The organism is Citrobacter sp. CK194, assembly GCF_030333395.1.
Lineage (GTDB): Bacteria > Pseudomonadota > Gammaproteobacteria > Enterobacterales > Enterobacteriaceae > Citrobacter_B > Citrobacter_B koseri.
On the sequence record NZ_JAOWGA010000017.1, the window covers coordinates 599,239 to 619,754 of the forward strand.

Annotated in this window: 26 protein-coding genes; 3 read left to right on the forward strand and 23 right to left on the reverse strand. The window is 51.0% G+C overall.

Annotated features, from left to right (window positions below):
- Positions 1-142: 142 nt before the first annotated feature.
- From OGX80_RS11205 to OGX80_RS11310, 23 genes are all read right to left on the reverse strand, one after another.
- The gene (locus tag OGX80_RS11205; protein ID WP_233644160.1) at positions 143-1,846 is read right to left on the reverse strand and encodes a hypothetical protein; all 1,704 of its coding nucleotides are present in this window, start codon (positions 1,844-1,846) and stop codon (positions 143-145) included.
- Positions 1,846-2,391 (reverse strand): baseplate complex protein, encoded by a 546-nt coding sequence (locus tag OGX80_RS11210; RefSeq protein ID WP_233644161.1) that lies wholly within the window; start codon positions 2,389-2,391, stop codon positions 1,846-1,848. Before OGX80_RS11210 ends, OGX80_RS11205 begins: the two co-directional genes overlap by 1 nt.
- The gene (locus OGX80_RS11215; RefSeq protein ID WP_286471212.1) at positions 2,363-3,088 is read right to left on the reverse strand and encodes a hypothetical protein; all 726 of its coding nucleotides are present in this window, start codon (positions 3,086-3,088) and stop codon (positions 2,363-2,365) included. The genes OGX80_RS11210 and OGX80_RS11215 overlap by 29 nt, the downstream gene beginning before the upstream one ends.
- The gene (locus tag OGX80_RS11220; protein ID WP_233644163.1) at positions 3,078-3,623 is read right to left on the reverse strand and encodes a tail fiber assembly protein; all 546 of its coding nucleotides are present in this window, start codon (positions 3,621-3,623) and stop codon (positions 3,078-3,080) included. The genes OGX80_RS11215 and OGX80_RS11220 overlap by 11 nt, the downstream gene beginning before the upstream one ends.
- Before the next feature lie 14 nt (positions 3,624-3,637).
- Positions 3,638-5,572 carry a phage tail protein gene (locus OGX80_RS11225; protein WP_286471215.1) on the reverse strand — a complete coding sequence of 645 codons (1,935 nt, stop codon included), beginning with the start codon at positions 5,570-5,572 and terminating at the stop codon, positions 3,638-3,640.
- 9 nt (positions 5,573-5,581) lie between these two features.
- The gene (locus OGX80_RS11230; protein WP_160880234.1) at positions 5,582-6,169 is read right to left on the reverse strand and encodes a phage tail protein; all 588 of its coding nucleotides are present in this window, start codon (positions 6,167-6,169) and stop codon (positions 5,582-5,584) included.
- Positions 6,162-7,346, reverse strand: coding sequence for a baseplate J/gp47 family protein (locus tag OGX80_RS11235; RefSeq protein ID WP_286471216.1), 1,185 nt, complete (start codon positions 7,344-7,346; stop codon positions 6,162-6,164). Before OGX80_RS11235 ends, OGX80_RS11230 begins: the two co-directional genes overlap by 8 nt.
- Entirely contained in the window at positions 7,343-7,672 is a 330-nt protein-coding gene (locus OGX80_RS11240) for a DUF2590 family protein (RefSeq protein WP_172773925.1), read from the reverse strand. Before OGX80_RS11240 ends, OGX80_RS11235 begins: the two co-directional genes overlap by 4 nt.
- Complete coding sequence (locus tag OGX80_RS11245; RefSeq protein ID WP_286471217.1) at positions 7,669-9,636, reverse strand: phage tail tape measure protein; 1,968 nt, start codon at positions 9,634-9,636, stop codon at positions 7,669-7,671. Before OGX80_RS11245 ends, OGX80_RS11240 begins: the two co-directional genes overlap by 4 nt.
- Entirely contained in the window at positions 9,633-9,827 is a 195-nt protein-coding gene (locus OGX80_RS22410) for a DUF6890 family protein (protein ID WP_419866916.1), read from the reverse strand. Before OGX80_RS22410 ends, OGX80_RS11245 begins: the two co-directional genes overlap by 4 nt.
- Positions 9,824-10,081: a putative phage tail assembly chaperone gene (locus OGX80_RS11250; RefSeq protein WP_172773927.1), complete on the reverse strand. Its 258-nt coding sequence runs from the start codon at positions 10,079-10,081 to the stop codon at positions 9,824-9,826. The genes OGX80_RS22410 and OGX80_RS11250 overlap by 4 nt, the downstream gene beginning before the upstream one ends.
- Positions 10,068-10,256 carry a hypothetical protein gene (locus OGX80_RS11255; protein ID WP_160880239.1) on the reverse strand — a complete coding sequence of 63 codons (189 nt, stop codon included), beginning with the start codon at positions 10,254-10,256 and terminating at the stop codon, positions 10,068-10,070. The genes OGX80_RS11250 and OGX80_RS11255 overlap by 14 nt, the downstream gene beginning before the upstream one ends.
- Positions 10,228-10,566: a hypothetical protein gene (locus OGX80_RS11260; protein WP_172773928.1), complete on the reverse strand. Its 339-nt coding sequence runs from the start codon at positions 10,564-10,566 to the stop codon at positions 10,228-10,230. Before OGX80_RS11260 ends, OGX80_RS11255 begins: the two co-directional genes overlap by 29 nt.
- Positions 10,566-10,907: a M15 family metallopeptidase gene (locus OGX80_RS11265; RefSeq protein ID WP_000175564.1), complete on the reverse strand. Its 342-nt coding sequence runs from the start codon at positions 10,905-10,907 to the stop codon at positions 10,566-10,568. Before OGX80_RS11265 ends, OGX80_RS11260 begins: the two co-directional genes overlap by 1 nt.
- A complete protein-coding gene (locus OGX80_RS11270) occupies positions 10,904-11,200 on the reverse strand; it encodes a phage holin family protein (protein ID WP_160880241.1) in 297 nt (98 codons plus the stop codon). The genes OGX80_RS11265 and OGX80_RS11270 overlap by 4 nt, the downstream gene beginning before the upstream one ends.
- Before the next feature lie 10 nt (positions 11,201-11,210).
- Positions 11,211-11,666, reverse strand: coding sequence for a phage protein (locus OGX80_RS11275; RefSeq protein WP_172773929.1), 456 nt, complete (start codon positions 11,664-11,666; stop codon positions 11,211-11,213).
- Positions 11,663-12,790 carry a DUF2586 domain-containing protein gene (locus OGX80_RS11280; protein ID WP_286471218.1) on the reverse strand — a complete coding sequence of 376 codons (1,128 nt, stop codon included), beginning with the start codon at positions 12,788-12,790 and terminating at the stop codon, positions 11,663-11,665. The genes OGX80_RS11275 and OGX80_RS11280 overlap by 4 nt, the downstream gene beginning before the upstream one ends.
- Positions 12,787-13,494, reverse strand: coding sequence for a hypothetical protein (locus OGX80_RS11285; protein WP_160880244.1), 708 nt, complete (start codon positions 13,492-13,494; stop codon positions 12,787-12,789). The genes OGX80_RS11280 and OGX80_RS11285 overlap by 4 nt, the downstream gene beginning before the upstream one ends.
- Positions 13,491-13,997, reverse strand: coding sequence for a phage tail protein (locus OGX80_RS11290; protein WP_172773932.1), 507 nt, complete (start codon positions 13,995-13,997; stop codon positions 13,491-13,493). The genes OGX80_RS11285 and OGX80_RS11290 overlap by 4 nt, the downstream gene beginning before the upstream one ends.
- Positions 13,994-14,446, reverse strand: coding sequence for a head completion/stabilization protein (locus tag OGX80_RS11295; protein ID WP_172773933.1), 453 nt, complete (start codon positions 14,444-14,446; stop codon positions 13,994-13,996). The genes OGX80_RS11290 and OGX80_RS11295 overlap by 4 nt, the downstream gene beginning before the upstream one ends.
- A gap of 99 nt (positions 14,447-14,545) precedes the next feature.
- Positions 14,546-15,244 (reverse strand): phage terminase small subunit, encoded by a 699-nt coding sequence (gene gpM, locus OGX80_RS11300; RefSeq protein ID WP_172773934.1) that lies wholly within the window; start codon positions 15,242-15,244, stop codon positions 14,546-14,548.
- Positions 15,245-15,247: 3 nt separating this feature from the next.
- Positions 15,248-16,270: a phage major capsid protein, P2 family gene (locus OGX80_RS11305; protein ID WP_233644175.1), complete on the reverse strand. Its 1,023-nt coding sequence runs from the start codon at positions 16,268-16,270 to the stop codon at positions 15,248-15,250.
- A 62-nt stretch (positions 16,271-16,332) separates the two neighbouring features.
- Positions 16,333-17,136: a GPO family capsid scaffolding protein gene (locus tag OGX80_RS11310; RefSeq protein ID WP_286471228.1), complete on the reverse strand. Its 804-nt coding sequence runs from the start codon at positions 17,134-17,136 to the stop codon at positions 16,333-16,335.
- A 161-nt stretch (positions 17,137-17,297) separates the two neighbouring features.
- On the opposite strand from OGX80_RS11310, the gene OGX80_RS11315 reads away from it, so the two are divergent.
- Genes OGX80_RS11315 through OGX80_RS11325 form a run of 3 tightly spaced genes read left to right on the forward strand, consistent with a single transcriptional unit; the run spans position 17,298 to position 20,463 of the window.
- A complete protein-coding gene (locus tag OGX80_RS11315; protein WP_172773937.1) occupies positions 17,298-19,085 on the forward strand; it encodes a terminase large subunit domain-containing protein in 1,788 nt (595 codons plus the stop codon).
- Positions 19,082-20,143: a phage portal protein gene (locus OGX80_RS11320; RefSeq protein ID WP_286471220.1), complete on the forward strand. Its 1,062-nt coding sequence runs from the start codon at positions 19,082-19,084 to the stop codon at positions 20,141-20,143. The genes OGX80_RS11315 and OGX80_RS11320 overlap by 4 nt, the downstream gene beginning before the upstream one ends.
- Complete coding sequence (locus OGX80_RS11325; protein ID WP_160880257.1) at positions 20,140-20,463, forward strand: Ogr/Delta-like zinc finger protein; 324 nt, start codon at positions 20,140-20,142, stop codon at positions 20,461-20,463. The genes OGX80_RS11320 and OGX80_RS11325 overlap by 4 nt, the downstream gene beginning before the upstream one ends.
- Positions 20,464-20,516: the final 53 nt, after the last annotated feature.

Sequence of the window (20,516 nt, forward strand, 5' to 3'; positions counted from 1 at the left end):
GCCGCCAGCGTAACGTGACAGCACAGATCCTTTTACGGTGTTGCGCGGTAGTGGTCAGATAAAAGAGGCGCTTAGAATGCGTCTGGTGAAGCCTGAGAGTGAGTACAAAAAAGCCCGCAATATGCGCGGGCTGATTGGATGGTCAGGCGATTATGCTCTGGTATTTGCTGCGGGTCTGTCCGGCTTTCGCTGCCGTCTGGGCAAATGCTCCGGCATTGGTTGGCGTACCAACACTGGGGTGCGAATGGCTCGCACATTGCTGCGCCAGTTCTGCCAGTAAATCAATGGTGTCCAGCATCATGGTCAGGGCGTTGATACTCTCACTGCCAATATGAACGGTTGCCCCCATAACCTGCTGACCGCCAGCGGCTACAGATTTACGCAGTGCGGCAATTTTTTCTGTCAGGGATTCCCCCACTTCAATATCCACGGCTCCGCCCACTTTGGTGGACTGCCGTCCTGTTATGTCCGTTTCTTCGTTCCCTTCAATACTGGCCAGCCTGTTACCTTTTACTGCCTGGCTGTAATCACCGGCGCTTACCTGCTGGATAGCCCCAGCCAGCAGCGTGGCGGTTCCCAGTACCGTGGTTTTATCCGTGGCCTTTACCGTGGTTTCACGGCTGACCAGTTCGCGCTGTTCTGTATCAGCTTTAACGCTTCGCACCATCGAATTTTCACTGATAGTCTGATCGGTCTGCCGTACCCAGTCGCCAGCCTGAGTAACCCGCTGTGACACTTCTTCGCGCTGCTGCTGTAATTGTTCGCCAGGCTTAACATCGGGCAAACTGGTTCCATCCGGTAGCGTCTGCCGGATGAAAGGCTTATCCGGCCTCCCGCCAGTAAATGCCACTTCAACCAGCGTCCCTTCAGGCGGAAACTGAAACATGCCCGAATCATTACCGGCCATAGGAACCGGCAGCGGCACAGCAGAATAAACCGGCGTCTTGTTGTCCGGGTTTCCGTCTGCGTCAAGCAGTTGCACATCCACGGCATAGCGCGGCCGGAACGGATCGGCAAAATTACCACTTTTCACGGCTTCACTGTGTGCCACCACTCTGGCCTGTTTTGGCAGATGCAGCCCGGAAGCTAGTTCCGGGTAATGGCTTTCAATCTGACGCTGTGCCGGTGTTTTCTGTAATGGCTGACCTGTTGCGCGGTTTCTGGGTGTCCAGGTGATGGCCATTGTGTCATTGGTCAGATGAACTTTGGTCACGCGTTCCCCGTTCATCTCCACACCCGGACGCAGACTCTGGATCACTGGCAACGTCATGGAATTACCGCCCGCAGCCCCCTGACTGAACTCAGCCGGGATATCTACCGGGCGATCAGCAAACATCGCTTTTTCCGCGCCGCCCACATACAGGGAACCATCAGGCAACTGATACCAGATGTAATCCGGGATACTGAACGCCCTACCCAGATTATTCAGCAGCTGATAGCCCGTGCCGTTATGGGTGAAGTGCGGGATCGGCTTATCGCTGTAAGGGGCATCCGACACACTGACAGCAATTCCACTGTTTTCCTCCAGCCAGCTGGCGATCTGGCGTAAAGTTGGGTGCTGAAACGAACATGGCCACATTCTCTCAAATATGCCAACCAGCTCGCGTACAAACAGACGCTGAAAACCATTTTCGGCAGGTTGTGAGCGTTCCACATAGCCGGTAAACCAGCGCAAAAGCAGATCGGAATACCCCACATCCAGCCGCACCAGTTTCCCTGTGTAATCGTTTGTCGTCTCAGCAGTAATAAAACCTCGTCCGCAACTGCTCAACTCCAGAACCAGACTTGCATCAGTCAGATGCACTTCATCCGTTGAAAGGTAAAGGCGTTTTACTGGTTTCATCATTACCCCAGCGCATCATTTACGGGCTTCAGCACTTTACGCTCAAACCACGTCAGTTTTTCTTCATCCTCACCGGCATTCTGACCGCCTGGCTTCCCGGCGCTTCCGGCAGTCTGTTTTTTCGCCGTTGTTTTGCCCGTCGCCCTCGCTTCCCGCTTTTCCTGCACGCTGATATGTTCCGCCAGCGTGAATGTCACCAGCCAGGCCATTTTCCCATCCTGCTGCGGGGCATCAAGCGTGCCTGTAAATGTGGCTTCACGAAAATTCACCGCCCTGGCAACCTCATGCGCAACGCGGTATTTCTGGCGCTTACCGCCGCTGTCGGTGGCGCTGGCCAGCTCAAAGATGCGTTTAAGGATCTCCGGGTTTTTAAAGGGGATCTCTCCACTAATGCGCAGCTCTTTACCCTTTGCGCCCTGCTCTGATTTGGACGTCGCACTGGTCTGGCCGGACTGGTCTTTGTCCTGAAACTGCTGTGAAACAGTCACGCGCATATTTTTTAGCTGTATCGCCTCGCCGTTAAGCGCCAGTGTTGGGATCGAAGTCATGAATCATTCCCTTTATTCCATCAAGATTATCGCCAACCAGCATCATCGCCGCCGTGTAAACAGCGGACTGCTGCGGAATCCCTTTTACCAGTTCCAGCAACATGGTGGCGGTGTCTCCACTGGCTGTAAAAACCCACGCTCTGGCACTTTTTCCCTGCAATTCATTCAGTCCGCTGGCCACATCACCGATCAGTTTGTCGCGCAGCTGCGTGAACTCTCCCAGTTGTTGCTTTAATTCACTTATATCAAATCCGGCACCAGCCGCCTGTTGCGCCGCACTGATTGCAGCAGCTGATAACGCCATCCTGCTGGTAGGAACAGACAACGGAACAGGTGCAGGTAAACCCGCAGTTGATTTTGCCGGGATCTGCATTTTTTCAATGGCCAGATCCGCCGCTGATTGCGCCAGCCTCTTTACCTGTGTGAATGCCGGGGCGGGGAATACATCTACCAGGCCACCAAGACTGGCCATAAAATTTTCATGTGTCTGCCCGGTCACCATGAAGATCACTACATCAGCCACACCACCAGTTCCGGCCAGTTTTTCAGCAAGGTAAGATACTGCGTTAACGGGACTCAAATATGCCCCGCTTTCAGTCAGTTGACCCAGTCCATAAACCCACGGATGCGCCGGAACGATGGAGCAATTCAGCGCCGCAACCGAATCATCAAATGCCAGACGCGCTTCACGCCACATGTTCTGGCACCTCCGGCCAGTTAATATCTGGCGCATCAGCTGGCTTAATGCGATTAAGCAGAACCCGGTACTTTTTCCACTCAAGTAAAAGCGCGGACTCTTCTTCGGTTGCCTCACCAATATCTACCGCGTCCTGCAACGGCGCGATTGCAGCTGCTGCGGCTGACAATAACTCAGCTTTCTTTGCCTCCGCCTGTTCAACTAATTCATTTTGCGAATACTGGCGTGGCTGGATTTTTCCGTCTTTAAATACCCATTCCCCTGAAATATCCGCCATTTTATTTTTTGCCGTGGCTTTAACTTCCACGATACTAAAATCTCGCGGATAAATAGCTGTCACATCATTGCTGATACAACGAATAATTCCAGCGCCGTCATATGCCACTTTCAGTGTGTCCGACATAAAGTCGGTCTGCGACTCGTACCAGTCCCGCCCGTCCTCAGACATAAAAAACTCTGCGCCATGCTCATCCACTAAGAACAATTTATATGCATCGTCTGGAGTATATTTCTTTAAATTTTTAAGATGCTGCATTTTATTCTCCCTGATTACGTAGCTACATTTACCCAGGTGCCGTTAATATTCCGCTGGAGATACCTGACAAGCAGAGAACCAACGTTTGAACTTCCACCCACCATAGCGATTGCGGTTGCAAATGCCGCGTCATTCGATGAGTATCCGCCGCCGTCACGGAATTCCCTGACTTGCGTTGCACTTACGCGAATCCCCTGCAAATAGCGTGCATCAGACTGCGATTTTGTGTAATACCTGCCATCGCTTTCCGCTTTTGTATAAGCCTGACCTGCTGGCGTGTAATTTCCTTTTGCCTGGTAACGCGTATCAAAGTTTGACCAGTCCCCCGGTTGAATCGCAAAGGGCGTGACAATACGGCCATGAATTGTAATTGTTGTTGTATTATTCGAACCACCACCGGAAGCAGTAGAACCTTTCGAAATATCGGAAATATCAACAGTGAAGATATTAGAGCGAATACTGCTGTTTGCCTTACTACGCGCATACAGTTCCCAGCGATAATCCAGAGTATCGGTCGCATACGTTCCCGTTAATCCCTCGGCTTTATTTTTATAAGCTGACTCAGGAAAGAAAAGGATTCCGCGATGAAGCGACAGACCGCCAGTAAGTTGACCGCCTGAAATAGATAAAGCGCCGATATCGTCGGGAGTCGGTTTATTTGCTGTATTGTAATCAATAACCCACAAAACATCAGTGGTTGGCTCAACATTCCATTCCTGACGTTTCGCATTTACGCCATGATGACTGTAATAGTGCTGAATCCATGAATTACCTGTCTTTTCAACAAACAAATAACCATAGCCGTATAAGTAGGTTCCATTCGGATATTTCGGAAAATCAGAAACCGTTGAAGGATTCGGAACCGCAACCTGCCACCATCCTGGCTTATTTGCTGATGCCATTGTCTGGCTATTACGAATAATGCCGTGAACTTCGACGGGAATTGCACCAACATCATTAAACGATAAATCAATATCACCAGATAACGAATAGCCATTAATTTTTGTTGTTTTCGGGACTCCACCGATATTTGATAAAGACTTTGCCTTATCGTTAATATCAGAAAGATTCTTGTCTTTACGGACAAAATCACTATTTGCCTGTTGTTCCCCCAGGGTACCTTTTGGTCGCAAATCTGTAATAACGCCATTCGCATCAATAGAAGCCACTGCAAATACGTAATGCTGTACGCCATTCTGTACATAATCAGCCAGATTTGCAGCTACCGTAATCTTGCTCTGAACTCCCCATGCGCTTGTCAGCGTCCCAGTCCAGCACACATCAAGCCAGATTTTTACTGGCTTAGTTGTCACAGTAATATTCTGATTTTCGGCCAGTGATGCGCGTAATCCGGCAACATAACCGGTGCCTTTGGTGACAAAAAACTGATTGCCGGTTTTCGCTACCAGATAACCGTCACCGAAGAACGCAGCCGCACCGTAAAGATCAATATTTTCCAGGCGCTGACGCTCATCAATCCCCGCCATGCGGGCAGTGAAATCAATCTGCCAGGTTTCCGCAGGCGTATTAATCCCTGTCTCAGCCTGTGCGCCGTTGTATTCCATTAGGAATGAGCGCGTCAGCACGTTGCCCTGCTGTCCTTCCGCTGTTTTCAGCTTTTGCTGTTCCGGGGCATGTACGATCATAGCCAGCGTGCCACTAGCTTTGTTAATGAGTCCAATCCAGTTAAACGAGAAATCACCAACATCTGCACCCAAAACAACGGAATGCACCACCGCATTTTCACTCACAACACCTTTACGGCTTACAGCCTGTCGGTGAACAATCTGCGCCACAGGCGGCAATGTCTCGCTACGGTCAATCGGCAGGGCAGGATCAAGCCCTGGTACATTCGCAAAAACAAACTCATCCAGCAGTACGGGTTCACCCGTCACGGCCTGGCTGGCTTTCCACGTCTCAAACGCCAGCGTGATAACTGTCTGTGACATACTTACTCCCTATAAACTCGCGCTGAATGTTGCGCCGTTGTTTTCCGCATCGACCAGCCGTGCCGGATAAACAACGTATTCCCCCTGATCCCATCCTGCCCGGATAACCAGGCTTTCAGACGTAATCACTTCAAACTGATAACGACGACATGTACGGCCGTACTGCCGGATAATCTGGATCAACAGCTGCGTGTTGTCCGCTATCTGACTGTCTGTGACGCGAACAAGAATCACGTCCCAGTCAATATCCGGCTGACGCTCCTGTAACTCCACATACCCAATCCCCAGCCGCTCAAAAATATTGATGAATCCCTCTACAGAACCGGCATCACGGGCATTAACAAAGGCATACGCCACGCGCTTACGAAACAGCGCCAGCGGTTCCCCGTCAAAACGGGTTATATCGCGGTCATATGCCAGCAGGTTCAGTAATGCTGGTGTACACGTCAGCGGATCAAACTGATTCAACGGCCATGTGATCCAGCCGTAAACTTCCGTCCAGTACCGGCGAGCAACTTTAAGCAGCTTTGCGGGTTCACCTTTATTCATCCATGACGGAAGCACCATCCCCGCCAGCTTTTTCAGGAACTCATTCATTTTCTATGCTCACAACCAGTGATTTCAGACGCGGAACACTCAGATCACTGGTAATGTCACCCAGAGAAAACGTCAGTGATTCCGTCAGCGAAAATGTTTTGTGGATCTCCCGCCCAAGCTGGGAAAACGAAAAACGCGAATACGGCCACGTCTTTCTGACGTCGAAATCAGCATTTTCACGAAATGCGCAGCGAATCATGTTTTCAACGCCATCCTTCAGCGTTTTTATTTCGTCATCGCTTAAATTGCTCAGGTTTTTGACGTAAACAGTGACGGACAGATCGTGAAGCGTTTCCGGCATTGCGTAGCACTGCATATCATCACCGTGGCCGTGGTGTCCCTGGCTATTGATATAGTCATTGACGGCATCAACGAACGGCGCAGATGCCACCCCGCTATCAAGCAGCAGATACGCATTGGCGGTTCCCGGCCCCCTCGGTGCTTCATGCTCAAAGAAAATCCGATCAATACTCAGCCCAGCAACTCCGGCAATCATTGACCGGTATACGGCATCAGTATGGTAATTCCCCACAAGGTTGAACTGATTCCGGCAGCGTTCACGCAATTCATCATCACTTTCCTCATCCGCCCCCGGTACAGTCAGCCAGTCCTCTTCACTGGCGGCGTGGCTGATACCATCAACAGCAACTGGCAGAATACGGTAATACCCTGGCGCAAGGTTATAGGCTCCCCCGGTTCCGGTGGCTTTCACAGGCAGCAATGCGCTGGCCGTGCCAGATGGGATCACCACATCGCCCGTGGTCGCCAGTTCGTACACCCTGCCGTTGATGCGTTCAGTCTGGATAACCGTCCCGGCCTTCACCGTCACAACAGCTCTGGCATCTTCCTTAAAGAAGCGGATCACGCCCTGCGCAGCGCTGGCGGGTTTCGCCGTCACGTTCACCGCCCAGGCCAGCAGACGCAACATGCTCCCGCTGGCCGTGGCCACAAACATATTGGCCAGCACCGCGGACACCAGAACCTCTTTCAGCCAAATCACCGGCGCAGTCACAATGGCCGTAATTAACCGCCAGAACGGTGACATGCGGGATGTGTTGGTGATCATTCCCTCATCAGCCGCAATCGCATTAAAGCGATCCCGTACTTCAGATTCCGTCACCGGCATTCCGCTGGCTTTCACCACCTCTTCAAAATCAACCTGTGGTTTTTCCGTCATAAATCCACCTGCGCAGAAATTCCGCCAAAATCATATGTGCTGGCAGTGATCCATAATCGTTTCTGACTTTCCTCACTGATTTCTACCGTTCCAGGCACAATACGCTCATCATCTTCAATCAGTAATTCCATGCGAGTAAAAATATCAGCCCGCATAGTTGGGCTACGTTCAGCAATTAGTTCCGTTGCTAATCCACTTTCGATAATAGAATGAGTAATATCCTGCCCTATACTTTGACGGTTATTACACAACTCAGGTTCGCGGCCAGTATTCAGAACAAAATCACCATTCTGAATAAGTAAATCAATATAAAGACTCTCATTCATGCTCCAAGCTCCTGAAACTCCATTAACTGACCAGGCGTTACCATTTCTTTTGGATAAACATTCACCACACCAATTTTCCGGCTGTTATCAGTCACAGATTTTGAATTACTGCTGATGGTTTTATTAATGCCGCCCCTGTCAACTCCCTTTAAATCTCCACCAGTAGAAAGAGTGTTACCTGTCAAAGATGGCGCGGTATCTGTCGCCAATGATATATCCACTCCGGGAATTTTATTTATTTTCTCTATAATCCAGTTCCATGATTTCAAAAAACCGTTTTTAACGGATAGCCAGACATTATCAAACAGCGACACGATACCCGTGGCCAGCCCACTTAATGCCTGAGAAGGAGAAAAACTGGTCAACAATGAAATAAAACTATTCCAGCCCTCACTGATAAACTGCCAGGCTGAAGCAAACACCCCTGCAAGCCACTCAACAACCTCCGCACATGCCTGAAATGCGTCAGTATTCATCACTGCGGCTTTAACCGCATCCCAGTGCTTAATCAACAGATAACAACCAGCAGCAAGCAGAGCTATCGCACCAATCACAAGCAGAATCGGCCAGCTCATCAGATTGATACCAATCCCGGCCATCATTGCCGCCATACGAACCGCCAGCAACGCACCGCGCAGAAATTTCAGCGTAGCGTTCCAGGCAATCACGGCCATATTAGCCAGCCATACCGTGGCGGTATATACCTTCGTAACAGCCGTCAGCGCAGACCAGATCCCACGTAAACCCATCATGATAAATTTGGATACACCCATCACGATATTTGCCACAGCCCCCACTGCGGCAAAGCTGAGTAAGGCCATTGCTGCATAACCAACGACACGCGCAATGTTGGGAAACAGTTGCATCCAGCGGGCAAAAGTCTGTCCCATATCCGCCAGGCGGTTGAGCAACGGATACAGCACCGGGATCAGCGTCAGTCCAATGACAGTCTGGATGGCTTTAAGGATTTCGACAAAGCGATCCCACGGCTTAACCATTTTCTGCGCCATTTCCTGGGTACGCTTCAGCCCGTCCGCCCCTCCCAGTTCTGTGATATTCCGCTGTAGCAACGCTACATTGCCGTAAAGGTGCTTCACCACGGCTGAACTGTCACCAAATGCCGCATCAAGCTCCGCCTGTGCTTTCAGGTTTCCTTCCAGGCTTTTCCCGTATTTGCCCTGCAACTTGATCAGCATTTCCGGCATCGAGAGCATTTTTCCGGTTGAGTCAGTGAAGGACAGCCCCAACTTTTTAGCCCCGTCAATAGCGCCTGTCATAAAGCCCTCGTAAGCGCTACTTGCCTCCGTACCCAGCGTACGGTTTAACTGACCCAGTACGGCCAGCTGTTCATCCAGCCCCACGCCGTAGTTAGTCCCGACTCCGCGAGCACCTTCCATCAAGTCTTTGATAGTGGCCATTTCTGTGCCAAAGGTTTTACGCATGTACACCATTTTCCCGGCAAGTTGTTCAGCAAATTCAACCTTGCCCAGCCTTTGAGCATCGGCGGAAAAGTTACCGAACATTTGCCCCATAAACTCCGCTGTATCCGCAGCGGTAGACTTCAGCGCAAAAGCCAGAATATTGGCGACTTTCGTCACTTTCGGCAGCTCATTGCCCGTCAGCCCGGCAATAGAGGCGTTAATATTTTCAGTGGACTTAACAAACTCCACCGAGCTGGCACCGTATGTTGTACTGAAGCGCAGCGCATCACGCTGAACAGTTTTAAGCGCAGAATCATCAATCCCTTTTGCAGCCGCATCATTCAGCGCGTCATACATTTCAATGGCGGGCATCAGCGCACCTTTAATGGCCATACCTGTACCCGCCAGCGCCAGCCCACCGCCACCAATTTGCATAAAGGCTGCTTTTGATTTTTCAGCAAAGCCCGTTACGTTGCCCTGCGCCTGTTTTAACGGGCGGGACAATTTATCAATCAGGCTTAATGTAAAATCTAATTGCTTCATTCTGTGCCTTTAAATGCTTTAGCCACGCCATTAGCCACGGCTATTCCCGTATATTCCCAGTGACGGTTATCCAGCCATATAGCTGCGGCAATATCGTCAATGGAATCCTGACCATGTGGCAAATAATGACGACGGAGAATTAAATACTGTTCGAGTCCATTTCGTTCAATATCATGGACTCGCTTTGTCAGTTTTTTACTTCAATCTCCAGTTCTGGCGCGTAAATATCATTTACTTTACTGACCAGTTGAAGTGCGGCGCCCGGTCGTTTCAATACTTCCGTAAGCGCATCTTTACTTTCAGTCGAAACAATACGCGTCAGATAATTATGCGCAGGGGCAATTTTATTATCCATTGCCATTTCATTAATAAATTTATTGTATGCGGTCTGGTTCGGTTCAAAAACAATATCCACACCACAAACACACAATTTAATTTTTTCCATAGTTAATATTCTCTCTTAAATTAATTTCGTCTACTAACTGATTATGACGCGCGGCACACTGGCCATAAATTTCAAGATAAATCGTCAGTAATTCTGCTGCGTCTTTACCTGTTGCACCATTCAGGCGTGGTAGCTGCGTGGCACATTTAGTTTTCAGGTTTTCCTGATAGCGCACGTTCGGTACTGGCTGCAGCGCTGTTGTACATGCTGACAAACTCATCAGACAGACAAACATTGGTAAACACAGGCTTAAGCACCTCAGTGCGAATTTCGCGCGGTTGCGCATCTTTCAACGCCTCCAGTTTATCTTCCAGCGTTCTGGCGGAATCACTGGCAACATCCTGCATCACCTTCCGCGATTTATCGCCCGCCACCTGTGCAGCCGTGTTGATTGCCAGCTCCAGACTGTCGCGCCGCCAGTCCGCAGTCAGCCAGCCCCAGACAAACGCCAGCGCCACCACAACCAGCCACTGCCCGCTGCTCATCAGCGCACCCCGTTATGTTCCAGGCTGAAATGATTACCATCCGGCCTTGATTTGAAGCGCCCGCCCCAGCTGCCGCCTAAAGATTCCCAATATTCCCCCAGCGGCAGATAATCTTCAGTACGGGTTTTGTATTCCCCTTTCACGAACAGATTAAAATCTACAGCCAGACGCAGGGTGTGCAGACTGTTTGAAATACCGCTGCCTTTCTTCGCATTCAGCGCAGCTTGTTCTGGTGTGCGGTACGCTTCACCAAACGTCAACCACATGCCATTCGCATTTGCATACTGAATTAACAACGCAATCATCGACGTAAAACGTTGTTGTTTTTCACTTAGTGTCATCTTCCTGCCCCTTTATCAAAAATCCCTGAAAAACCACGCTTGCGCAGCCATGCCTCAACCACGTTCTGGCCGAGAATACCCAAAGCAGAACCAAAACCGGCAATTGCCAGAGGATGGATATCCGGGACAAAATACAACGCTACCCCGGCGATCAACGTCAACCCGCTGCCGACAATAACGCGCCCGGCAACCAGGCGAAAAGTGATCGGCTCGTCACTATTGAGCAACTTACCCAGTGCAATCACCGCCCCCATTACTACCAGTGCAATGAACCCCTTTTCATACTCCTGCATTATGGCTTCCTTATCCGATCAGATTTTCCGTGGCTTCCGCTTCCAGATACGGCACGCCGTTGATGCTCACGAACTTGGGGCTGGTCACAAAATATTTGATTTTGTGCGTCGCCACACCGCCACCCTTCGGATCAATATCCAGAAGATTACTTAGCTGGAGTTTGTTGCCGAACGATTCCACTTTCATTTCCTCGCTGCCCGCTTTGGCATAGAAAAGAAAATCCAGTGGTTCAATACCACGCCACGAACCTGCGGCGCGGGCTTTAGCCGTCAGTACGCCCAGAACCTTTGAACTGACCTCAATTTCTCCCTCTGCGGCCACATCACCATCAACATGACCATCCGGCACACCACGGGTCTGGGCGGCGGTGCTGTTATCCGTGATATCAAGTGTGATTTTCTCGATATGGATCAGATCACCGTCAAGGTAGGTATCAAATGACATGCCCGAAATACGTCTACTCATGCAGCGGCCTCCAGACTGGCATCAAGTAACAGACTGATAGTGATTTGCAGCGGAACTTCCCAGGTGCGCACCACCAGATAAATATCCACCGTCTTTTTGTTCTTCCAGACAATGGTCACATCACCATCCTGCGGCGGCTTCACTTCCCCCGGAAATGACACCCCATTAATACTGGCGGCAGTAGACATTTCACGCAGCGGACGTGCAAACAGCGTCTGGTGTGCAGCAATGCTGCCCGGCGTGCTGTTCAGTGAACGATCTGCGATTTTGCTGATAGCCAGCAAACGCACACGACGCGCCGCTTTATCGGCAACACGCAGGGTTTCAATTGACTGGTAATCACCCCCTTCCACATCAAGCGTGCGCCCGTCAGACCAATAAAAGCCGTCATAGTCCGGGTACCACATCGGCACACTAAAGCGCTGCGCTTCCAGTGCCTGAAGTGTGGCCAGTTCCATCACAGCTCCGGCACCATCAACCGGCATTTCATCACTGCCCAGGTTCAGCAGCGCCCCGGTTTTCACACGGGCTGGACTGTCTGCGATAGTCACTGCACGGCTACACAGACGCCCCGCCAGCACACCCGGTTCATTCCCCCACAGACGCGGAACCAGCTGTACTGACTTTTCGGCAATACCATCCTGAAGGGTGGCCATGCGTACCAGATAATCCGCCTGTGCTTCTTCGTTCTGCATCCCCTGCGCGGCCAGAATGAACCACACCCAGCGGCCATACTTTGAAATCAGCGTGGATCGTAACGTCACGGCCTGATTTACCTGCGCTTTAGTGGCTACATCATCAGACAACACCACGCCTTCCACAGAGCACACCACCTGCGCGGCCAGAACCGCTTTAACCCAGGCGCCCTCCTCCGCTTCAGCTGACAGGACGTGAATGAATCCCCACCAGTTCTGGCCAGCATTCGCCAGCGCAGCCAGAACATCATTTTTCAGCGGGCTGGCCTCCTCACCCAGCAGTGAATCAAAATCACTCTGGGCATTCACCGCCAGCGTTTTCCCTACATTTTTGGTACCCGTACCGATAAACAGCAGCGTGCGTTCCACTTCATTGGTTTCGCCCAGAAGCTGATTTACCTGGTTCACTGTCACATTTGGCCAGGTCATGTTTTCCCCTTAATATCCTGCGCCTTAACATTCCAGCCAAAGCCAATGGCCTGAAGCTGACGCGCCAGCGCTTTATCAAATTCATCGTCATTCATGCCCAGGAATACACGGGCAGGAAGTTCCACTGTCCAGCTGGTTTTCACCGCTTTACCGCTTAACTTCCGAATCAACAGCCCCGCCTGGTTGTAAGGCATCGTCTGCGTAATCTCACCCAGTGTGGGCTTTTTCCAGCGCTTGCCAGTACGTACCCGATAGCCCAGCGCCCTCAGTTTTTTGGCCTGTGCTGGCGTGGCCATTTTCCCGGCCTCTGCCTTCCGTGACTGATTGCGACGACTGACGGTCACGCGCATTCCGTTTTGCTGTGCGTAACCGACTGTCCCGGCCGGAACCGGTGTTTCCCCGTTCCGGTAGCCACCACCCTGCAAATAGATCCGCACAGCCTGAATTTCTGGCATTTCACGGATATGCAGCAGCTTTGGCAGGTTACGCAGCATCTTCCCTTTGCGTTTTGTCTTACGCCCTGGCCACTTCTGGCCATCCGGTGATTCCTGATTGCGCACATGCCGTTTCGCCGCAGCGATCACGCCATATTTGGCCAGACGCCAGATCAGACGCTGCCGTTTTCTCGGCGGCAGATCCATGCTGGCCAGCGCCTTGCGCAATTCGGCCAGCTGCTTTTTATTCAGCTCGCCACCGACAATCATTCCCCCTCACCTACCGGCGCACCAGCCTCATCCACGCTGTAAATGCTGGCAGTCAGCGCCGTCCAGATTTCAGGCTCAACCAGTGACCAGCGCTCCCCCTGCCACGGAATAGCCCCGTTATCGTCCCGCCTGATCACCAGTTCTTCCACCATCGGCACGGTCAGCACAACAGTGGCCGTTTCCTCATCCTCTACCGATACATCCCAGTCTGGTTCCGCCTCACTCAGCCCCACTTCATCCAGTAGTTCCCTGTCCGCATCATCCAGCCACGCCGCCAGTAAGGACATAAGCAGCTGCGGAGGACACAGGCGATAAGGGAAACGCCCCCAGCTCAGCACCGCGTCATACCGGATCACAGCCTGGCGGTATTGTCCCAACCCGTAATCCTTCGCCGCAGGAATGAACTTCATCTCATCCAGCACGCTGTCAAACGACTGCATCGCGCGGGGCGGGACGTTCTCTTTAAAAAATTCGGTCAGGCTTTGAATCTGCGTCTGGCTCATACTTTTTTCACCGTTGCCCTTTTCAGCCCTTTCATACGGCGGATCACAACTGAAGCCTCAGCAAGTAATCCGGCGCGGGTTTCCTGGCTTTCCTGTCCAGGATGAGAATCACGCCGCCCGATTGTGGCAAACTCCCCCAGCAGATCCGCTTTTGCCCTGGCAAATACAGCTTTCATGTACTGGGCGCACAGACTGTTAAGCCCGCCCATTTTTACGCCCGGCACATCCGCAGCCAGCACATATCCTTTTGTTTTCCAGATGGCTTCCACATTCTCCAGCTCCGCATTGACCTCCGCTACAGCTGCAAGCAGCGCCTGGCTGATTGTGTCCGCGTCAATATCTGGCGGCAGTGACCGCTGCGCCTGAAAGTCTTTCAGGTTCAGATCCGGCCAGAAGCCGTTATTTGTCAGCGGCTCATCCTGATAATCCAGCGGCTTTCCGCTAAACATAATTCCCCCGAAAAAGGCGGACTGACCGGTTTCCACGGCGCAGTTACACACAAGGTGTTCTGCCCTCCACCGCGTCCGCCTGGCTTGCGGTAGTCGTTTTTATTTCGTCAGACTGCGAATGCGTGCCGCAATCTGTGCTCGCATAGTAGTTACACCTATGCGCTTATAGAGATTTTCAGCACAGGCCAGCAGTTCATTGGCCTTTAACAACGTGTCAACATCTTCCACTGCCGTAGCGCGTGGCTGGCCGTTGTCGTCGCGTAACAGCATCAATCCGGCAAATTTAAACCACTTGGCGGTAATCTCTTCATGAAGCCGCCAGCGCTGAGTCACTTTCTCAAAAACCTGTGAAAAATATGGCTCGACACTTTCCCCCGCTGCTGCCGTGCTTTCCGCCCACTCCATCACCGTATCAGCGACAAATACCGGAAAGCGGCTCTTAATGTTCTCCGGCGTTGGCTGTTGCTGCTCAATCGCGATATCAGCCAGGCGCAACGCCTCATCAAGCTCACCAACATCGAACATCCACACAACGAACCAGGCAAAGACCGGGTTTTCATACACGCTTTCACCTGTCAGATATTCATCAACAGTCGGCTTCCAGCGTGGAATCAGCTCATCGCGCTTGTATGTCACACGATCTGCAATCGTCGGGAGTCCACGTAAAAACGCGATATCCTGATTCAGGATCTGGATTTGCACATGCAGACTCTCCAGCGTTTCAATCGCCCGACGCTTTTTCAGTTGCTGTTCAGCCAGAATGCGCTGGCTATGACGCTGTGCGGGAGAAAGTGCCATTTATCAACCCTCCGCTGGTTCAGATACTGCGCCGATGGTCACCGCCGATTCATCAATGGCTGCATACAGTTCCGGCACTTCAATGGCGTAACCTTCGTTGCGCAGGTAACTGTTTTCGTATTGTTTGCGATCATCCTCAAAGCGGGCTTTACGCTGGCGCGTATTACGCTGGGTATAGATGTGCAGGTTACTCAGTGGCGTAACCACCATACGTTTACCCGGCATGAATGGCGGAATAATCGCTTTGCGCCCGGCAATGGTGCTACCCAGCATCTGCGCTGCAATTTTCTCTGTTGGACGGTCAGCTGCCTGATACAACCGATACTGTTCAGCAGCAACCAGGTCTGCACCAACCAGCACAACCAGACGCGGATCATTACGGTACTGCGCCGGAATTTTGGCGTTAATCAAATCCTGCGCCATAGCATCCAGTGATTTGTAGTCACCGGCCTGATCCAGTACGACTTCATCATTCATAATCTGATTACCGTCGAGCAGTGTTTTCATGCGTTCATGCCAACCGATGTTCACATCCTCACCGTTTGGGTTGGCTTCAGCATCGGTAGTGGCCGCACGATGCGTACCGTTGAAACCAATGCGCAACATGTCCAGAGCGAAAATCTGGGTTGAAAAGGATTGCACCAGATTGAAGAACTCATTTTCTTCTTTACCGGCGTTAGCCCATACGGAAAGCAAATCCCAGCGCAACGCGGCGCAGCTGTCCGTTTCAACCAGATCGTAGGTATTACCATCCACACCAACCTGACGAACAAAGCGCCCTGCTGCATTACGGCCAGTATGAAGCCGCGATGCGCCCACAGAAATCACCTGGCCAGAAAGCTGGTCTACGTCAAGACAGGTAATCATTTCCAGAAATTCAACTGATTCCAGCATGGCCAGACGCAGCGCATTTTCCTGCGGGTCATTTAGTGAGAAAAAGCGGCTTGGATCACGAGTACCCATTTGCTCGGCCATTCCCACCGAATATTTATCGAGTAAATCCCGCGCACGATTATTAAGGTGCATAAAACTCCCTCGCAATTAAGCGATAATAAAAATTAACCTGCGTTATTCAGCGTTAAAGCGGATTACAGAAAATTAAACTTCCCGGCTCTTTCCGAAATTTTACGCCCAGGTGAACGGGTTGATTTACTACCTAAATCGTTAAAACGTTTAACGATATCTTTCGCATTATCACGAATAGCGGCAAATTCTTCCGTGTCAACCACTTCGGAAATGGTATCAACATCATCCTGAACGTCATTAATCTGACTTTCAATTTTTGCGACACGTGCTTCCAGATCGTTTACCACATTAGCAAGCGCCTGTAACTTATCATCATCCGGCGCAGGATTATCCTGCGTGGTTTCATCTTCAAATTTCGGCTTGATACCAAACAATTTTTGCCAGTTCTTCATTTTTCCTTCCTGTTTTATTTTTCCGTCACGGGAAATTACACAGCTGTAATAGCCCTGTTCAGATAATTTTTTACGCCGACTACTAAAGCGCAGCCGTGTGGTGCCAATACTGGCTGGCGTGTCTGTTACCGCCAGCCCTTTCAGGTAAGTCCGTCCGCTACCGCGCCAGTTCTCTTCCGGCTCAATGGAGAAAAATAAAAGCTGATCTTCATGGTTGGCGAAAATCAGGCGCATATTCGGGCAAAGGCTGACATATAACCGCGCCAGACCATCATCACCATCACTCCAGGTGGCTTCCAGCACCTCACCGAAATTACCGCAATCGTCCTCATGTTCTGGCCAGATTAAAGCAACCCAGTGGTTATAGTCATAGGTTTCACCCATATCTATAATCCACTGCCGTTTAATTACTCTGCCATCAACGGTATCACCTTCGGTAGCAACACACAGCCAGTCAGTTTTTAAATGTGACATATCCCCCCTGCTCCACTCCCTGACGCTGCAAATCAATTATTGCCAATAAATACCGCCACCGCATTACGCTTTATTCTGTTCAGTTCGGTTATAACGCTTTACCGAACAGACACGAATTAACACCACCGTTTTTTCATTACAGCCACGGCATAATTATCCGCATGGCTAAATACTCTGAAGAATTAAAAGGCGTTGTCCGCGCACTTTATCTGCGCCGCTATACGCCAAAGGAAATTGCATCTGAATTAAATCTGCCGAATGCGCGGATCGTTTACTACTGGGCGGAGAAATATAGCTGGGCGGATTTGCTCAGTTTTGAAAGCACAGAGGAAGCAATTGAACGCCGTTACCAGCTGCTGGCCAGCCGCGACAACAAAACCGATCTCGACCTGAAAGAAATGGACATGCTTATCGCACATGCCACGAAACTGCGTGCGCAAAGTAATAAGCATAAAGAGAAGATGGCCAACAGCCAGGGGGGAAATCAGAACAGCGAACAAACAGGGGAATACGCTGTTCACGACGAAAGCCGGAAAGGGAAACGCAAATACAAGAAAAATGATATCTCATCGCTGACGCAGGAGGACTTTGACGCATGGGCTGATGAACATCTTTTTGAATATCAGAAACACCTGCGCAATAACATTGGCCAGCAAGTCAGGAACATACTGAAAAGCCGTCAGATCGGTGCGACCTGGTATTTTGCGTTTGAAGCGTTTGAAAACGCGGTGATGACCGGCGATCCGCAAATATTTCTGTCCGCATCAAAGGCTCAGGCTGAAGTGTTCCGGTCTTACATCGTGAACATTGCAGAGCAGTATTTCGGTATCACGCTGACCGGCAACCCGATCCGTTTAAGCAACGGCGCAGAACTGCGCTTTCTGTCCACCAACAAAAACACTGCACAGTCCTACAGCGGCCACCTGTACTGCGATGAATATTTTTGGGTGCCAAACTTCGCCAGACTTAACGAAGTGGCCAGCGCAATGGCCACACATGACAAGTGGCGTACCACCTATTTTTCAACACCGTCAGCAAAGACACACCAGGCGTACCCGTTCTGGACAGGCGATGAATGGAAACAGGGCAGCAAGAAACGTGCGGCCATTAAGTTCCCGTCCTTTGACGAAATGCGTGATGGCGGGCGACTCTGCCCGGATGGACAGTGGCGCTATGTCATTACGATGGAGGATGCCATTGCGGGCGGCTTCAACCTGGCCAACATAGAGAAACTGCGCAACCGCTACAACACCGCCACATTCAACATGCTCTACATGTGCGTGTTCGTTGACAGCAAGGATTCCGTTTTCAGCTTTTCCGACCTGGAAGCCTGCGGCGTGGAGGTGGACACCTGGCAGGATCACAACCCCGATGCGGCGCGGCCATTCGGTGATCGCCCGGTATGGGGAGGTTTTGACCCGGCACGCAGCGGGGATTTGTCCTGTTTTGTGATTATCGCTCCGCCACTGCTCGCCGTGGAGAAATTCCGCGTTCTGAGAGTTATTTACTGGAAGGGCATGAACTTCCGATACCAGGCAAAGCAGATAGAAAAACTGTTCAGCCAGTACAACTTTTCTTATCTGGGCGTTGACGTGACCGGCATTGGCCAGGGTGTTTTTGACAACATCCAGCACTTTGCCATGCGCGTGGCCGTCGCAATTCGTTACGACCTGAACACCAAAAATAAGCTGGTACTGAAAGCAGCGGACGTGGTGGAAAGCCAGCGTATCGAATGGGACAAAAACCTTAAGGAGATCCCGGCCAGCTTCATGGCCGTGCGCCGTACAACAACCCAAAGCGGTAACGCGATGACATTTGTCGCTGACCGCAGTCAGGATACCGGACATGCGGAAGCATTCTGGGCAATTACCCACGCGCTACATAACGAACCTCTTAACTATGAAAACAAACCGCAGTCCCGCTGGGGCGTAAGGAAAAAGGCAGCATGAGTAAAAAGAAACGCTTCATTAAGCGCGACCAGCGCGGCGATAAGTCCAAAAAAATGAGCATTATCACATTCGGCAAGCCTGAACCGGTACTGACTACCGGCACAGACTACCGTGATATCTGGTACGACAACGCCGCCGATCATTTCACACAACCGATTGACCGGCTGGCGCTGGCACAGCTGATTAACCTTAACGGGCAGCATGGCGGCATCATCCACGCCCGCAAGAATATGATTATCTCCGACTACAAAGGAGGTGGCCTGATTCATGACCAGCTTGAGGCGGCAGCATTCGACTATATAACGTTTGGTGATATCGCAATTGGTAAAATCCGCAATGGCTGGGGAGACGTGATCGGCCTTGAACCTCTCCCCGGACTGTATATCCGTCGCCGGAAGGTCAGGGACAATGCCACGGATCAGCCTGGCGATTACGTGGTATTACAGGAAGGGGAACCGGAGGTATGGCCGCAGGAAGATATTATTTTCATTAAGATGTACGACCCGCAACAGCACATCTACGGGCTACCGGATTACATCGGCGGTGTGCATTCTGCGTTACTCAACAGTGAAGCTGTCATTTTCCGGCGCCGTTATTACCACAACGGTGCGCACACGGGCGGTATTCTATACACCCGCGACCCCAGCATGACGGACGAAATGGAAGAAGAGATTGAACAGCAGCTGCGTGACAGTAAAGGGATCGGCAACTTCTCCACCATTCTGGTAAATATTCCTGGTGGCGACGGTGACGCTATCAAGTTCATTGAAATGGGTGATATTTCCGCAAAGGATGAGTTTGCAAACGTCAAGAATATCAGCGCCCAGGACATTCTGAATGCACACCGCTTTCCTGCTGGCCTTTCCGGAATCGTTCCGCAGAACACTGCCGGACTGGGCGACGTTGAAAAGGTTGAACGTATTTACAAGAAAAGCGAAGTTGCGCCCATTCAGCGCCGGTTCATGCTGGCCGTTAACAACGATCCCGAAATACCGGAAAGACTGCACCTTAACTTTGATTTAAGTTACGCAGAATCAACAGATAAGGATGCGGTATGAGACGAAAAAGGCTAAAATCCAGGCATTATTTAACAGCTGGAGCATGGAATATGCGAGTTCTGAAAATCGAATGCCCGGAATGCGGCTCAAAGGCTGTTATTCGTAAAACAAACCGGAAACACCGACAGATTGCCGATATTTACTGCGCCTGTTCAGATGTGGAGTGTGGTCATACGTTTGTCATGAATCTGACGTTCTCCCACACTCTCAGCCCCAGCGCTAAAACGGGTGATGCAATGGTGCAAAAAATACTGGGTGCACTTTCACCCGATCAGCGTCAGATGGCATTAGACCTACTGAAAGCGACACCCGCCGCTTAAGCCCCCTGACTGGGGGCTTTTCACTTCTTTCCTGACCATTTCCCGCATTTCTC

What these genes read in the sequence shown, in the direction of transcription:
- OGX80_RS11205 (WP_233644160.1), bottom strand. Translation starts at nt 1,846, where the DNA reads ATGATGAAACCAGTAAAACGCCTTTACCTTTCAACGGATGAAGTGCAT.
- OGX80_RS11210 (WP_233644161.1), bottom strand. Translation starts at nt 2,391, where the DNA reads ATGACTTCGATCCCAACACTGGCGCTTAACGGCGAGGCGATACAGCTA.
- OGX80_RS11215 (WP_286471212.1), bottom strand. Translation starts at nt 3,088, where the DNA reads ATGTGGCGTGAAGCGCGTCTGGCATTTGATGATTCGGTTGCGGCGCTG.
- OGX80_RS11220 (WP_233644163.1), bottom strand. Translation starts at nt 3,623, where the DNA reads ATGCAGCATCTTAAAAATTTAAAGAAATATACTCCAGACGATGCATAT.
- OGX80_RS11225 (WP_286471215.1), bottom strand. Translation starts at nt 5,572, where the DNA reads ATGTCACAGACAGTTATCACGCTGGCGTTTGAGACGTGGAAAGCCAGC.
- OGX80_RS11230 (WP_160880234.1), bottom strand. Translation starts at nt 6,169, where the DNA reads ATGAATGAGTTCCTGAAAAAGCTGGCGGGGATGGTGCTTCCGTCATGG.
- OGX80_RS11235 (WP_286471216.1), bottom strand. Translation starts at nt 7,346, where the DNA reads ATGACGGAAAAACCACAGGTTGATTTTGAAGAGGTGGTGAAAGCCAGC.
- OGX80_RS11240 (WP_172773925.1), bottom strand. Translation starts at nt 7,672, where the DNA reads ATGAATGAGAGTCTTTATATTGATTTACTTATTCAGAATGGTGATTTT.
- OGX80_RS11245 (WP_286471217.1), bottom strand. Translation starts at nt 9,636, where the DNA reads ATGAAGCAATTAGATTTTACATTAAGCCTGATTGATAAATTGTCCCGC.
- OGX80_RS11250 (WP_172773927.1), bottom strand. Translation starts at nt 10,081, where the DNA reads ATGGAAAAAATTAAATTGTGTGTTTGTGGTGTGGATATTGTTTTTGAA.
- OGX80_RS11260 (WP_172773928.1), bottom strand. Translation starts at nt 10,566, where the DNA reads ATGAGCAGCGGGCAGTGGCTGGTTGTGGTGGCGCTGGCGTTTGTCTGG.
- OGX80_RS11265 (WP_000175564.1), bottom strand. Translation starts at nt 10,907, where the DNA reads ATGACACTAAGTGAAAAACAACAACGTTTTACGTCGATGATTGCGTTG.
- OGX80_RS11270 (WP_160880241.1), bottom strand. Translation starts at nt 11,200, where the DNA reads ATGCAGGAGTATGAAAAGGGGTTCATTGCACTGGTAGTAATGGGGGCG.
- OGX80_RS11275 (WP_172773929.1), bottom strand. Translation starts at nt 11,666, where the DNA reads ATGAGTAGACGTATTTCGGGCATGTCATTTGATACCTACCTTGACGGT.
- OGX80_RS11280 (WP_286471218.1), bottom strand. Translation starts at nt 12,790, where the DNA reads ATGACCTGGCCAAATGTGACAGTGAACCAGGTAAATCAGCTTCTGGGC.
- OGX80_RS11285 (WP_160880244.1), bottom strand. Translation starts at nt 13,494, where the DNA reads ATGATTGTCGGTGGCGAGCTGAATAAAAAGCAGCTGGCCGAATTGCGC.
- OGX80_RS11290 (WP_172773932.1), bottom strand. Translation starts at nt 13,997, where the DNA reads ATGAGCCAGACGCAGATTCAAAGCCTGACCGAATTTTTTAAAGAGAAC.
- OGX80_RS11295 (WP_172773933.1), bottom strand. Translation starts at nt 14,446, where the DNA reads ATGTTTAGCGGAAAGCCGCTGGATTATCAGGATGAGCCGCTGACAAAT.
- gpM (WP_172773934.1), bottom strand. Translation starts at nt 15,244, where the DNA reads ATGGCACTTTCTCCCGCACAGCGTCATAGCCAGCGCATTCTGGCTGAA.
- OGX80_RS11305 (WP_233644175.1), bottom strand. Translation starts at nt 16,270, where the DNA reads ATGCACCTTAATAATCGTGCGCGGGATTTACTCGATAAATATTCGGTG.
- OGX80_RS11310 (WP_286471228.1), bottom strand. Translation starts at nt 17,136, where the DNA reads ATGTCACATTTAAAAACTGACTGGCTGTGTGTTGCTACCGAAGGTGAT.
- OGX80_RS11315 (WP_172773937.1), top strand. Translation starts at nt 17,298, where the DNA reads ATGGCTAAATACTCTGAAGAATTAAAAGGCGTTGTCCGCGCACTTTAT.
- OGX80_RS11320 (WP_286471220.1), top strand. Translation starts at nt 19,082, where the DNA reads ATGAGTAAAAAGAAACGCTTCATTAAGCGCGACCAGCGCGGCGATAAG.
- OGX80_RS11325 (WP_160880257.1), top strand. Translation starts at nt 20,140, where the DNA reads ATGAGACGAAAAAGGCTAAAATCCAGGCATTATTTAACAGCTGGAGCA.